Consider the following 14,617-nt stretch of genomic DNA (forward strand, 5'->3'; position numbering starts at 1 on the left):
TTGCTGATAACGTACTACTTTATGGATTGGGGAGGGTGGACAATGGCTGAGTGGGCAATCAAGATTTAATCATGGCGTGAACATTTCAGTGGGAGATCTGTTCCCACTCAAACCCGGCAATATTTCTGTCCTCTTTATTAAAAGCCACACCAACAATATAAATAACAACCCCCGTTCCCAGGAATTTATCATGGTAGTTTTTGTCTTTGATTTGCTTTAATGCGCTTCCAGCATCACCTGTTTTACCGATGACCTTAAACTCCATGACATAAATATTGTTATCAAGCCTCACCGCTAAATCAATTTGTCCTTTATTGGTGGTGTCTTCCGCCGTCACCGCCAATCCCAGGGCCGTAAAATAGCAGTAAAATATGGATGCATAATACCCTTCATACCCGGCCAGTTGGTTTTTACGATACCAGTCATGGGGAATGGAGGCAAAAAAGGCATGGAAAACAGATTTTAATGCATTCATGTCCCCCTGCTGCAGGGCTTTATAGGTGGCAGACAGATTTTGTTCCTGTTCCAGAGGGTGGCGGACAAAGCCGGTGAGCAGACTTTCAGCCAGGCTCATTTTTACTTCCAGGTTGGGATAAGTTAATTGGAAAATTCTTCTTGGACCCTGTTGAGTGACCTTTTTAATGGTCAAATAGCCAGTCTGAAATAAAAGGGTTTCAATTTCAATGTGATCAATATCAAAACTGGAAAGCATGCGTTCACTGATTTTCACCTGTTCTAATTGTGGTGCCGCATACTGCCGTTTCTGTATCAGTTTAACAAGAAAAGAGGGGCTGCCGGTTTCAAACCAGTAGTTCCGGAAAGTCCGATTATCCAGGTAGAGGAGCACATTATAGGGATTATAAACATGTTCTCCCATAAAATTATAGCCGTCATACCAGTTCCCAAGCGTTTTAAAATCAACGTCATTCAGATAATCAGCAAAAATTTGTTTGATTTCATCGGTTGTATATCCACACAAGGTGGCATATCGTTTTTCAAGGCTGATATCATTGAGGTTATTAAGACCACTGAAAATACTCACCTTACTGAATTTGCTCACACCTGTCAGCAAGGCAAACCGTATGTGGGCATCCCTGTCCTTGATCACCGAGTAAAAATTTTTTAAACCCTCCCGTATCTCCATGGCAATATCAGGGGTATCAATATTATCAAGAATGGGCTTGTCATATTCATCCACAAGGATTACCACCCGGTGTTGGTATTTTTGTTCAAGCTTTTGAATCAATTCGGCAAATCTGTCGGCCAGGTTTTCATTCCTTAATTCAATGCCGAAGGCGTGGGCATGCTCCTCCAGCATGGTTTTGATACGCTGTTCCAGAATGGCCCTGCTTTCAACAATGCCCCTGCCAAAACTGATATCAATGACAGGATATTTAATGTCCCAGTCCCAGTTGTTTTCCAGATAAAGCCCTTTAAAAAGTGTTTTTTGGCCGGAAAAGGCTGCCTTTAAGGTACTTACCAGTAAAGATTTACCAAAACGACGGGGCCGTGCAAGAAAATAATAATCACCGGCCCTGTGGGTTAATTGATAAATTAACTCTGTTTTATCAACATAGCAGTAGCCACCTTCCCGCAGTTTGCTGAAGGTTTGAACGCCAATGGGCAATTTTTTCATGGTGTTATTTCCTTATTTTCTTTGCCGGGATAACATTGGGGGCTTAATCTTGATTTTGTCTGATCCGGGTTGCGGATGTAGTATCGTTTACAGGTTGGTTCTGGGGATCAATGTCAAACAAATGCCGGATCTCCTGGAGCTGGGAGTCAATGGACATGGGAAGAACATAGGTGAACATATCCAACAGGATAATGGCATTAACCGCAGAGTCTGTCTTGCTTGCCACCCGCAACCGTTTGGCGGTTTCCTTGTTGACGATGTGCATATTTTCATAAATCTGCATGAGCCCCTTGAAATGAAAATCCGCAGGATTTCCTTCCTCTTTGGTGAAATATTGCCCCAGTAAATACATGGAGGTTACCCGGCTGATGGTCTCCTCTTCATCGGCCAGGGGAAGATGAAACCGGGCCATGGATCTAAAAAAACGGGTGTGGGGGCAACCGCTGGTGGCAATTACCAGCCCCATGAGAGATCCCAGAGCCTTTTGCACCGTTGTCTCCTGGGAAATGGTCCTGTTTTCCATGATCACCTTTACATGAATTTTGTGGTAGGAGTAGAGCGTATCCAGTTCATTGATGATATTCACCAAATTCACTGCCAAGGGGCAGTGGGTGTGGGTGTTCATGGAAAGGGGGCAGTGGGGGCATTGGCAGAAGTCAAGGCGGGTCCAGTCCGGAAGTGTCTTGGGGGTGTTGTTGATGATATTCAGTTTCTGGGCATCAAGTTGGATTTTTTTGTGAATCTGCTTTTTTTCCGGCAGGTTGAAAATATAATTGAATGATATAATGCCCAAAATTTTCATTCCTCACTTTTTATGGGGCTTGGGCCATATGATGCCGGGCCTGACCCCGTTTTTGTAAAATCAGACTCAAAAACGCCATTATCCAGGGAGGGTGAGTGATCTATAAAAATCATTATGCAAGAATAGAACTTTGGCAAACCGGAGCTTAAGTTGTTTTTAAATCTCTTATCTGAATTTTACAAGAAAAAAGAGACGTTTCTATACTGATAATAATTGATTTCCTTATTCCTCTTGTTTTTTGAGACCGTATTTTTTTATTTTACTGTACAGGGTTCCCCGGGCAATCTCCAGTAGCTCGGCCGATTGTTTCAGGTTCCATCCTGTTTCTGTTAATACTGTTTGTATCAGTGTTGATTCTGCCCGGCTGATGGATCTGGATTTAAGCTGAATATTAAAATTGTCAGATTCCGATGAAGAGGCGGTTTGAAACAATGCCGGGAGGTCTTTTTCATCAATTTTTCTGCCTTTGCAGAAAATGACGATGAACTCAATGACATTGGTCAGTTCTCTGACATTGCCGGGCCACTGATATGTTTTGAGCTTTTCCATGGCTGATCTGGAAATGGCTGATATATTTTTATTGAGTTTTTTTGCGTATTTTTTAATAAAATGGTTCACCAGAACAGGAATGTCCAATGGCCTTTCCCGCAGCGGCGGCAGATGGATGGGAACCACATTAAGTCGGTAGAAAAGGTCTTCCCGAAAGCGATTTTCGTGCACCAGATCTTGGAGTGCTTTGTTGGTGGCACAGACAATTCTTACATCCACCTTGATGGTCCGGGTACTGCCCACCCGCTGGAAGGTGCCTTCCTCCAGAAGGCGTAAAAGAGATACCTGAACCGGCAGGGGAACGTCACCAATTTCATCCAGGAACAGGGTGCCTTTGTCTGCCATTTCAAAATAGCCTTTTTTCATGGTGGCAGCACCGGTAAAGGCGCCTTTTTCATGGCCGAACAATTCACTGCCCATGAGTGATTCACTGACCGTACCGCAATTCAGGGCAAGGAACGGCTGATCTTTTCTTAAGCTTTTGTAGTGGATGGCCTTGGCAACCAGTTCTTTGCCTGCCCCTGTTTCTCCTGTGATCAGTACCGTGGCATCGGTGGGGGCTACATCTTGAATCTTTTTAAATATTTCAAACATACCACGGTCACGGCCGATGATGTTTTCAAATCGATGATTTTTGCGTCGGTCATTGGTGGTATTAACGTCAAGATATTCATCTTCTAACAGGTCTTTGTGGTGGGCAATGTTTTCGATGAGCGCCCTTATCTCTTTAAAGTCAAAGGGTTTGCTCAGATAATCATAGGCACCTGTTTTGATGGAGGTCACAGCGTCCGGGACATTGCTATAGCCGGTGATCAAAATGGTAAAGGTGTCAGGGTAGTGTTCCTGTATTTTTTTTAACAGCTCCATACCGTCCATATGGGGCATTTTAACGTCTGTGATGACTACGTCTGCGGGGAATGTTTCCAGTATGGTCAGTGCTTCCAGGCCGTTAAGGGCGGTTTTAAGTTCAACGGCACTGTTATTTATAATCCGGGTGAATAGTTTGTGAAGGCTTTGTTCATCATCAACAAATAATATTTTCAGCTTCACAGGAAGCGGGGGCCACTCAACAGTGCTTTGGGGGGGATTGGGCATAATGGTGTTATTTTTACCTTTATTTTAATTTTCTGATTTAAAGGATTTGGGACGTTTTTTTTATAATCAATTATTTTTTAACTCAACTTTCGGGCTTCATTTCAAAGCCGGCATTTTTAAATGTACCGATGGACTCAGTGTGCCGACGGGGTCAGGCTTTTGTTATTGATGTTATCGACCAAGGCCTTTGCCAACGAAAAAAGCCTCGATAATGTCAATAACGAAAGCCTGACCCCACCAGGAAATGCGAACACCGAAAGTTGAGTAAGGTATTGGAGGGTTTCAGTTGGGCTCCAACACAGGTTGTATTATAATGATGTGTGTTGTGAATTGTCAATTTATCTTCCATTATTAACTCAACTTTCGGGCTTCATTTCAAAGCCGGTATTTTTAAATGTACCGATGGGCTCAGTGTGCCGACGGGGTCAGGTTTTTGTTATTGATGTTATCGACCAAGGCCTTTGCCAACGAAAAAAGCCTCGGTAATGTCAATAACGAAACTTTTTTGTCCTTTGCCCTTTGAATGTCTCACCGGAGGCAGGGAATCTGTGTGTGAAGGGTGTTGTTTTTTATGTCAGCAGGAAGTATCTGGATGGCAAAGGCATTGCCATGGGTTGCCACCATTTTAAGGGCTGCTTTAAATTTTTCCCCTTTTAACGGTTTAAATACATAGGCCCGGGTTTTTTTACCCTGTAAAAGGGTCTCGATATTTTTTTCAGTGAGACGTTTACCAAGAATTTCTTTCCAGATCACAAACCGGCAATTGCCGTGTTCCGGTCGCCAGTTGCTGCATCCAAAGGCGGTTTTCCCCTCAATGATTTTTCCTTTGCACATGGGGCAGCAGCCCTTTTTGTCCGGGGTGCCGGAAGAAGATGGTTCATGGGACAGGGCCGGCGGGGTTTTAAAAGGCGTTTCGTTCATATCCATTATACCCATATCCATGGCAACATGAAGAGGGGATTCCGGTGGGCAGGTGTCAGGGGCCTTTGATGTGTTAAAATCAAAATTTACCTTCCACTTTCCATCCACTTTATTGATAACAAGCCCTGCTGAAAATCGTTTTTTCTTTTTGGAAATAAATCCCTTAAATGGACCTGATTTGCGAAATTTTAACAAATTGGATGCCATCTTGGGAGAAATCTGTTTCCCGGCCATGCGTTTCCAAATCACAAAATCGCACCCGGTTCCGTCACAGGCATACAGTTTGGGAAGTTCCCGGACACTGTTGCCGCAGGCCGGGCATTTGCCCACCTCCTTTGCATTGGCCCGGGACAGGGCCTGGGAGAATTTTTTAATATCAAACACCTTGGTCTGCAGTTCACCCACCGCCTGGGTTACAAAGGTTTTGATCTCTTTTAGAAACTGACCGTCCGGGGCCTCGCCCAGGGCAATGGCGTTGAGCTTCATCTCCCACCGGGCTGTCTCCTCCGGGGAGGTGAGCACCGAAGATGTGGCACATTTTTTTAATTGCTCAATGAGATAGATGCCTTTATCTGTGGCCACCAGGCGTTTGCCGGTGCGTTCAATGTAGTTGCGCCGGATCAGGGTCTCAATGATCTGGGCCCGGGTGGACTGGGTCCCGATGCCGATCTCCCCTCGGTACAGTTTTTTAATGTTTTCTTCGGCCACATATCTTCCGGGGTTGGTCATGTCCTTTAACAGCAGCGCATCGGAGTAGTCCGGGGGCGGGGTGGTCTTTTTTTCTTCACACAATATCTTTTCCGGGGTGCCGGTGTCCCCTTTGCACAGGGGCGGAATGGGCTCTGCTTCGTCTTTGTTTCGGGATTTGATGTGATACACCCGCCGCCAGCCGGGCTCCAGGATCACTTTGCCCCGGGTCTGGAAGGTTTCTTTGCCAAACTCTGTGATGAGGTGGGTGTTTTCAAAATGGCAATGGGGGTGGAATGCTGCGGCAAAGCGTCGGCACACCAGGTCAAAAATTTTTTTTTCATCAGGGGTTGCACCGGCGGGAATGGGTTTAAAGGGAATCAGGGCATGGTGGTCGGTGAGTCTGGCATCGTTGAACACCCGTTTGTTGGATAGCGCCACCTGTTGCGGGTCCACCCCGGCAAAGATATCGGGGTAGGCTGTTTGACATTTTGCAAGAATATCCCGGACCAGATTAAGGCTTGTGGTGCCAAGGACCCTGGAGTCCGTACGGGGGTAGGAGAGGCATTTTTTATCCTGGTAAAGGGACTGGGCAACGGCCAGCGTCTTTTTTGCAGGAAATCCCATGCGGGCATTGGCCTCCTGCTGGAGGTCGGTGAGGGAAAAAAGCAGGGGCGGTGGCTCTTTTTTCTTCTCTTTTGTCAGGGAAAGTACGGTGCCGGGATCGGTCTCCTGTTTAAGATGTTGGTGAAGCGTCCGGGCTGTCTCTTTTTGGGTAATACGGGTCTGTTTGTTTTTAAACCAGTGGCCGGTCCATTCCCCTTTATCGCTTTTAAACCGAATTTTTATCAGCCAGAACAGCTCCGGCACAAAGGTTTCTCTTTCTTGTTTCCGTTGGGCCAGAAGGGCCAGCACCGCCGTTTGCACCCGGCCCACGGAAAAAAGATCCCCCAGGCGCACGGTGAGGGCCCGGGTGAGGTTCATGCCCACCAGCCAGTCTGCCACCTGGCGGTAGTAGCCTGCCCGCCACAGGCGATCGTAATGGGTCAGGGGCTGCAGCTGCTCCATGGTGGCTCTCACCACCTTGGGTACCAGGGCCTGGCTGGTCCAGAATCTCACCATGCGTTCTTTGTCCACCACCCCGGATTGAAGAAGGATGGTGCGGGCAATCACTTCCCCCTCCCGACCGGCATCCGTGGCAATGATGATGCGGGAAAACCGGGATTGTTTAACCAGATTTTTAATGGTTTTAAACTGTTTGAGGGTTTTCCCCATGGGCTTGTATTTAAAGGTGTCTGGAATCAGGGGCAATGTTTCCATGCGCCATTTTTTTAATCCGGGATCATAATCATCCGGGGCATACAGTTCCACCAGATGGCCCACAGCCCAGGTGATGACGTAGTTTTCCCCTTCAAAAAAACCGTCTTTTTTTGTTTTAACGCCAAGGGCCTTGGCAAAGTCAGCGGCCACAGAATGTTTTTCAGTTAAGATCAGCTCAGTCATGTCCATGGTTATATTTTGCCTGGGGCAAAATTACAACCATGAACCTGAAAGTTACACGTCTTATGGGACTGAATCCATTGTGTTTTCTCAAGATGAAATGTAAATATTCGGGTTGGTTCTGTAAATGTTTGGCCGGTGCCCCATATTTGCTTAGTTGGGACTGCGTAGCATATTATTGCTAAGGTGAGCAGGCCCAAATGAGTGAATATGGGGTGGGGCCCGAATATTTACGATGAAATTTTTTCTTTTAATTGATCAAGATCCACATCAATGGACTGCATGAATGCATCCAGCTTTTCCACCACGGCTCGATCAATTTCCGGCTGTTTGTAGGCACTGTACATGGCATCCAGTTTTTTGTGCATTTTTTGAACCAGGGCTTCATTGGCTGTGGTACCGGCCTTGGCAGGGCCCTGGACACTGATGTCAGACAGAAAAGGCGTTTTCCTGCAATTCATGGCCGTGTGCATGTTGGTGATGTATTCTCCGCCCACCCCCACTTGGTTGATCACATCCACGGCCAGGTGATCCGTGTCTGTGTTCAAGTCGTTGAGGTAATATTTAATTCGTCCCAGAATATCAAGGTCCGTTACGAATTTTTCATAGGACATGGAGCCATAGCTGTCCAGCCCCCCGGCACTGTGGAAATTAAAGTTGATTTTTTCCTGATTTGCCACAAACTGAACCATCATGCTCTCGTACCCGGCCTGGACGGAAAGATTTTTGGCATCGTTTAAGGTACCGCCCCCCCGGCAGGGAACCCCATACATTTTGGCAAGGCGGGCACAATATTTAACCGCCAGGGCAGATTCCGGGGTGCCAATGGTAAAGGCACCGGATTTCATGTCTGTGTTGGCAGTGGCCGAGCCATAAACAACCGGTGTCCCCGGTCGTACCAGCTGGGTAATGGCAACCCCCACCAGTGATTCGGCATTGGAAATAACAATGGCGCCTGCCATGGTCATGGGGCCGGTGGAGCCTGCCATGACAGCCGGAGCAATAATAACAGGCTGACCGTGTTCCACATAGACCAGAAGCGTGTCCAGCATTTTTTCATCAAACTGCAAAGGAGAAAGGGAGCTTACCAGATTGATGATTCTTGGTTTTTTTATCAGGCCCTCTTTGTCAGTGTCAAACATGATTTTGAGCATTTCCATGGTGACTTGGCTTTCTGTTTTGCCGCCCATGCCCCCGAACATGCACTTGTCTGAATGAAGCAGTGTGGCATAGAGCATTCTGGGATAAAGGTTATCATCATTGGGGATATCATCCGGTGTGACCATGACACCGCAGTTAATATTAAAAAACGGGGTGGTATGGACCAGTTTGACAAAATTCATATAATCGCTGAAAAGGGCCATCCTCCGGGTGCCTTCCATGTCTGCAATGTATGGAAACCCGGAGTTGTAGGAAACATGCTCTATGTGATCCCCGCCAACGGTCATGTCATTGGCGGGATTTCTGGCAAAAATTTTAAATTCACAAGGGGCTTTTCCCACCCATTCCATGAGCTGCTCCCGGGTGAAAAAAACTTTCTTATCTTTAACTTTAATGCCTTTGCTCTGTGCGATTTCCAACAGCCGGTCATGGTGAAGCCTTACCCCTGAAGTTTCAATGACTTCCATTGTTGCTTCGTGCAGATTTTTTAAGTTTTGATCTGTACCCATTGAATGCTCCTCTTTTAAAATATGATTTGGTGTGATCGGTATTTTTTATTATATTAGCAAGACAAGTGCCACCAAAGGGGTATGGGAGAATGTTGATTGTAACCCATTGTAAATAAAAGTATAAAAATATATGGGGTGTTGATTTTAATGGGGTGTCTAAAAAAAGAGAAAATCTCAAGTTAAAAAAATGAAAGACATTCTGTCCTTTTTTTTAGCTCTTTGCGGTGCAGGGCATTTTTTTTGACAAATCGTGGGCAGTGGCATAATATAAATTTTTTTGATTATAACTGCCATGGGCACACCGCACTCTGTTTCCCTTTTGATTGTTAAATGAAAAATTCCATAAAAGGCACGGCAATGAGAATATTACTGACAAATGACGACGGTTACAAAGCGCCTGGAATCCAGGCACTTTACAAACAGTTTAAACAGCACCATGAAGTGATTATGGTGGCCCCGGAAGGTGAGCGAAGCGCCGTGGGTCATGGTATCACCATTAATGAACCCCTGCGCATGCAAAAGATTTCCCAGAATGGTGCCAGCTGTATCTATGCCGTGAGCGGTAAGCCTGCGGATTGCGTGAAGCTTTCTCTTTTTGATATCTTTGACACCCCGCCGGATCTGGTAATTTCCGGTATCAATGCCGGTTCCAACACCGGGGTGAATATCCATTATTCCGGCACTGCCGGGGCCGCAAGGGAAGCCACCTTGAACGGATTGCCTGCCTTGGCCGTGTCCATAAAAATCGGCAAAATAATGGATTTTGAAGGTATGGCCATGTATACGGAAACCATTTCTCAGAAAATAAATTACAATGCCCTGCCCCGGGGCACTTTTGTGAACATCAATGCCCCGGCAGGAAAAATCAGTGAAGTCAAGGGCGTTAAAACCACCTGTCAGTCCATGGAAAATATCTCCACACGGTTTGATAAAAGGGATGATCCCCGGGGGCGCTCCTATTTCTGGTATGGAAATATGTTGCCCGAAAGTGAAATTGAAACCACAGATGATGCCGCTGTCAATGCAGGTTTTATTTCTGTTACTCCCCTTCAGTGCGATATCACGGATTATCGAGTGTTAAAGGATCTTGAAACAGATATAGGAATCATGTGATGCCGGACAAAGAATTAAACATGGATACGGTGCTTTCTCCGGCCTATTGTGAAATTTGGGACAATTCACTGCTTGGGGTGATGGTGTTGGATAAAAACGGTATATTTCGATATATGAACCGTCTTTTTCTCTTGACCGATGATCTCCAGGATGAAGATGCCCTGGGCAAATCCATGGTGGATTTTTATCCCCTGGAAAGGGACTGCCACATGTCCATCATGGCCATGGAAACAGAAAAACCCATTCTCAAAAAGACGGTTGTTTACTACACCCATAAGAAAAAGCTGGTGAATTCTCTGTGTTCAACCTTTCCCCTCATGTCCCGGGGGCAGGTGGAGGGGGTGATTCATTTTTCCCTGAATCTTCAGGTGAGCCAGCGGCTCATGGAACGTCATGAAAATGGCAGTGCCCAAATGGTGCCCAGTCCCATTCCCCGGGAAAAAAAACAGTATCGGTTTGATTCCATTATTGGTGAAGATTCTCAGCTTAAGCACGCCATTAATTATGCAAAATCCGCCAGCAACACAGATTTTTCCGTTTTCATCTGGGCGGAAAGCGGTTGTGGTAAAGAACTGTTTGCCCAATCCATTCATACGGCTTCCCATAGAAAAGAAAACCCGTTTGTGGCCATCAATTGTGCCGCCATTCCGGACAATCTTCTTGAAACCACCCTTTTTGGTACCTCCAAAGGGGCCTTTACCGGGGCCCTGGACCGTGCAGGGCTGCTTGAAGAGGCCAAAGGGGGAACCCTTTTACTGGATGAGTTGAACTCCATGTCTTTGGAGCTCCAGGCCAAACTGCTTCGGGTGATCCAGGAGAGAAAAATCCGCAGGGTGGGCGCACTAAAAGAAATCCCTGTGGATGTCAGATTTATCTCCACCTGCAATATCTCCCCGGCCCGGGCCCTGGAAGAAAATAAAATCCGGGCAGATCTTTTTTATCGTCTGGGGGTGGTGGTGCTGGAGATTCCGCCTTTGAGACATCGCAGGGACGATATCCCTTTGCTGTGTCGGCATTTTCTGGCACGGTGGGTGGCCCGATCCAAGGGGAGCGCCATCCGCATATCCGATGCTGTGTATGAAATTTTATATAAATATCCATGGCCGGGTAATGTCCGAGAGCTGGAGCATACCTTGAAAGCATGTCTCACCCTGCTCCATGGCAGCAGTATTATTTATGAACATCACCTGTCGTCTTATTTTGTGAATAATTATCGTCGCCTGACCCAGGGCGATGGCGGGACAAGCAGTGATGCAAGGATGATCAACGGGCAATTGCTTTCTCCTGCATCTAAATCCACCCACAATCAGGCTTTTCCGGGCCCTCTGGCCGGATTTGAAGATACAGGGAAAATATGCCTGTCTTCCACTTTAAAAAGCATTGAAACAATTTATATTGAAAAAGCCCTTAAAAGAGCCGGTTATAATATCTCAAAAGCCGGGAGATTCCTCAATCTTTCCCCCCAGGCCCTTCGATACAGAATTAAAAAACTGGGTATTCATGTGGCTGTTGAATAAGCATTATTTGTGCTTGGTTTCATGTTCGCCCACCGTTGGCAGTATGTATCAGGTATAAAGAGTTAATTATTTGAAATCATTTGCAATATTAAATTGTTGGGTGTTTTGTGCATATGCACTGGGCCAAGTTAGAACCAAGCCCCATTATATTCCTTTCCTTTAATTTCCAATATTCCACACAGGCCGGCCCCCCAGGGCTCTGCCGGGTAATTGAACATTGCCTTTTTACATAATGCCAAGTGTTAAATTTATTTTGACTTTGGCGAAGCTCTTGTTTTTATCACACCATTTAAAAAAAAGAATACCTATTTAAATAAAATTTTAAATTTAACAATATCCGTTTAAAGTTAAAAAATGGGGATTTTCATGTTTTATTCAGTGTTTTTAGTGGGAGTTTTTAGCGTAACTATTTAATAATAAAGAATTTATGAGTTGTGGTTTGGGTTGTTTTATTTTGTGGCACATGCTTTGCATTGTGTTTTAGATACACAGATACAACAACGGTCATCTGGTACAATGGATGTAGGAAATGCTCATATTGGGAAGTTCGTCGGCATTTCGCATGACAAACGGTGGAAAAAGCAAAGGTATGAAATCGCACACCGTCAACTGAATTTTTAAAATACAATGCCCTTGTCCGGTTCCCGGCGGCGGCTTTATTATCATATATTACAGAGTTGCGATATTAAATGTTATATTTTAAGGAGATATTGAAATGGGAACTGAAAATCAAACAGCTTCATACATGGACAGAATAAATAAACTCCGTGACCGCGTTATCAATGCCACCCCCACCATGGACATTGAAAATGCTCTGATCTTGACCAAAAGTTTCAAAAAAACAGAAGCCCTTCCCAGGGAAATGCGAAAAGCCCAGGCCTTTAAAGATGTGTGTGCAGAAAAAACCGTCACCATCTGGGATAATGAACTCATTGTGGGCTGCTCCGGCAAGATGGCCCGGGGGGGCGTGTTGTGTGCCGACGTGTGCTGGTCTGTGCTTGATAAAGAGCTGGATACCATCAGCAATCGTCCCTACGATCCTTTTTACATCTCTGAAGAAGATAAAAAACTGTTCAGAGAGGAGATCAAGCCCTATTGGCTGGGACGATCCAATTTTGAAAAATGGGAAGCCCAGGCTCCCCAAGACATTGTTGATCTTAAAGAAAATGCCGTTATCTACATTGATAGAAAAGCCGTGCGGGGACCGGGCGAGCTCACCCCGGATTATGAAGAACTTTTGAGCGAAGGCATGGACGGCATCATCGCCTACATTGAACAGAAAAAATCTGAATATGATCTGTCCAAGCCCAACCATTATCCCAAAATTGCCTACCTCAATGCCATGATCACAGCAGCGGAAGGCATGAAAATACTGGGAGAGCGATACAGACAAGAGGCCCTTCGTCTGGCAGCCCTGGAGACCGATGACACCCGTCGTGGAGAACTTGAGGCCGTTGCCCAAGTGTTCTCCCGGATCCCGGCCCGACCGGCCCGTACTTTCCATGAAGCCATTCAGTTTGTTTATCTGTATCATTCCAGCATTTTCATGGAGCAAAATGCTGCAAGCTATAACTTGGGACGCATTGATCAATACCTCTATCCTTACTATAAAGCAGATCTTGAGGCAGGACGCATCACTCCGGAACAGGCCCAGGAGCTGTTTTGCTGTACCTGGGTAAAACTTGCAGAACCCTGCTTGTTCCAGGATGGGGTCACTGCAGAATATGCCAATGGATACACCATGTTCCAAAACGTGTGTGCCGGCGGTATTGATAAATTCGGTCAGGATGCTGTAAATGATTTGTCTTACATGGTGATCCAGGCATCCATGGATACCATGCTTTATCAACCGTCTTTGTCCGTGCGTTATAACCTTGCCAAGAATCCGGATTCTTTTCTTAGAAAATGTGCCGACTGCATCAACACCGGTAATGGATTTCCTGCCTTTCACAATGATGAGATCGGCATCCGGATGATGCAGAACAAAGGCGTTCCCCTGCACGAAGCCTATGACTGGAACCCCTGCGGATGTGTTGAAACCAATCTTAGCGGTCGTATCCGGGGATATGTCAGTGCCGATGTGAATCTTGGCAGTATTGTGGAATTTATCATGAATCGGGGCGTTCATCGTAAAAGCGGCAAAAAACTCGGTCTTGACACCGGTGATCCAAGAAGTTTCACCACCTACCAAGAGTTTGCCGATGCCGCCAAAAAGCAGATCGACTACATCATTAAAAAAGTGGTGGAGGCCAATAATGTACTGGATGAGGTTTGGGATGACCGGCCGGTGCCCTTTATCTCTTTGACTTTTAGAAATTGCATTGATACGGCCACGGATTACGCCCATGGCGGCACCAAATACGAGTGTGGCAACGGTATTATCTATGATGGTATTGCCGATTTCATCAACAGCATTGCCGCTGTAAAAGAGTTGGTGTTTGACAAGAAAATGGTGACCATGGATGAGCTTATCCAGGCATTGGATGCTGATTTTGTGGGCTTTGAAGCCATTCAGAAAAAATGTCTGGATGCGGAAAAATACGGCAATGACCTGGACAATCCAGACCGGGTGGCAGCAGAAATGATGACCCACATTGCTGTGAACACCAATAAGCAGGACAGTAAATACGGTAAGCTCATGTCCGGCGTGCTTCCTGTCACAGCCCATGTCCCCCTGGGAAAAGTGGTGGGTGCTCTGCCGTCGGGCAGAAAGGCCTGGACCACCCTCACGGACGGCCTGAGCCCCACCGGCGGCACCGATGTCAATGGCGCAAGTGCCGTGCTTAAGTCCGTTGCCAAAATTCCCCATGATCTTTTTTCTTCGGGAACGCTTTTGAACATGAAGCTTTCCAATGAATTGATGAAGGATGAAAGGGGACCGGTAAATCTTATGTCTCTGTTAAAAAGTGCTTGTTCCCTGGGGGTTTTCCACGCTCAATTTAATGTGGTGGATAAAAAAGTTCTCATGGATGCCCAGAAACATCCGGAACAACACAAAGATCTTTTGATCCGGGTGGCGGGTTATACAGCTTATTTTGTGGAGCTCTGTCCCGAGGTTCAAGATGAGATTATCCATCGTACGGTCCAAGAGGAGTTTGTACCTGCCAAAGCCGGGGGATGCTGTTAA

Annotated in this window: 8 protein-coding genes; 3 read left to right on the top strand and 5 right to left on the bottom strand. The window is 46.1% G+C overall.

Annotated elements, in window-relative coordinates; translation table 11 throughout:
- Positions 1 to 85: 85 nt before the first annotated feature.
- The 5 genes from B9A32_RS07180 to B9A32_RS07200 form a co-directional block, all read right to left on the bottom strand.
- Positions 86 to 1,636 (bottom strand): ATP-binding protein, encoded by a 1,551-nt coding sequence (locus B9A32_RS07180; protein ID WP_084067980.1) that lies wholly within the window; start codon positions 1,634 to 1,636, stop codon positions 86 to 88.
- Between the two features lie 43 nt (positions 1,637 to 1,679).
- Positions 1,680 to 2,429 carry a DUF6901 family protein gene (locus B9A32_RS07185; protein WP_139795747.1) on the bottom strand — a complete coding sequence of 250 codons (750 nt, stop codon included), beginning with the start codon at positions 2,427 to 2,429 and terminating at the stop codon, positions 1,680 to 1,682.
- A 231-nt stretch (positions 2,430 to 2,660) separates the two neighbouring features.
- A complete protein-coding gene (locus tag B9A32_RS07190; RefSeq protein WP_084067984.1) occupies positions 2,661 to 4,082 on the bottom strand; it encodes a sigma-54-dependent transcriptional regulator in 1,422 nt (473 codons plus the stop codon).
- Positions 4,083 to 4,610: 528 nt separating this feature from the next.
- Positions 4,611 to 7,193, bottom strand: a complete 2,583-nt coding sequence (locus B9A32_RS07195) for a type IA DNA topoisomerase (protein WP_212637847.1) — start codon at positions 7,191 to 7,193, stop codon at positions 4,611 to 4,613.
- 227 nt (positions 7,194 to 7,420) lie between these two features.
- Complete coding sequence (locus tag B9A32_RS07200) at positions 7,421 to 8,860, bottom strand: trimethylamine methyltransferase family protein (RefSeq protein ID WP_084067990.1); 1,440 nt, start codon at positions 8,858 to 8,860, stop codon at positions 7,421 to 7,423.
- Between the two features lie 357 nt (positions 8,861 to 9,217).
- Between B9A32_RS07200 and surE the strand changes: the two genes are divergently transcribed.
- From surE to B9A32_RS07215, 3 genes are all read left to right on the top strand, one after another.
- Positions 9,218 to 9,973 (top strand): 5'/3'-nucleotidase SurE, encoded by a 756-nt coding sequence (surE, locus tag B9A32_RS07205; RefSeq protein WP_084068223.1) that lies wholly within the window; start codon positions 9,218 to 9,220, stop codon positions 9,971 to 9,973.
- Positions 9,973 to 11,490 carry a sigma-54 interaction domain-containing protein gene (locus tag B9A32_RS07210; protein WP_084067993.1) on the top strand — a complete coding sequence of 506 codons (1,518 nt, stop codon included), beginning with the start codon at positions 9,973 to 9,975 and terminating at the stop codon, positions 11,488 to 11,490. The genes surE and B9A32_RS07210 overlap by 1 nt, the downstream gene beginning before the upstream one ends.
- Positions 11,491 to 12,205: 715 nt before the next feature.
- Complete coding sequence (locus B9A32_RS07215) at positions 12,206 to 14,617, top strand: glycyl radical protein (RefSeq protein WP_084067995.1); 2,412 nt, start codon at positions 12,206 to 12,208, stop codon at positions 14,615 to 14,617.

This window comes from Desulfocicer vacuolatum DSM 3385, from assembly GCF_900176365.1.
In the GTDB taxonomy this organism is placed as follows: Bacteria; Desulfobacterota; Desulfobacteria; order Desulfobacterales; family Desulfobacteraceae; genus Desulfocicer; species Desulfocicer vacuolatum.

What these genes read in the sequence shown, in the direction of transcription:
- B9A32_RS07180 (WP_084067980.1), bottom strand. Translation starts at nt 1,636, where the DNA reads ATGAAAAAATTGCCCATTGGCGTTCAAACCTTCAGCAAACTGCGGGAA.
- B9A32_RS07190 (WP_084067984.1), bottom strand. Translation starts at nt 4,082, where the DNA reads ATGCCCAATCCCCCCCAAAGCACTGTTGAGTGGCCCCCGCTTCCTGTG.
- B9A32_RS07195 (WP_212637847.1), bottom strand. Translation starts at nt 7,193, where the DNA reads ATGACTGAGCTGATCTTAACTGAAAAACATTCTGTGGCCGCTGACTTT.
- B9A32_RS07200 (WP_084067990.1), bottom strand. Translation starts at nt 8,860, where the DNA reads ATGGGTACAGATCAAAACTTAAAAAATCTGCACGAAGCAACAATGGAA.
- surE (WP_084068223.1), top strand. Translation starts at nt 9,218, where the DNA reads ATGAGAATATTACTGACAAATGACGACGGTTACAAAGCGCCTGGAATC.
- B9A32_RS07210 (WP_084067993.1), top strand. Translation starts at nt 9,973, where the DNA reads ATGCCGGACAAAGAATTAAACATGGATACGGTGCTTTCTCCGGCCTAT.
- B9A32_RS07215 (WP_084067995.1), top strand. Translation starts at nt 12,206, where the DNA reads ATGGGAACTGAAAATCAAACAGCTTCATACATGGACAGAATAAATAAA.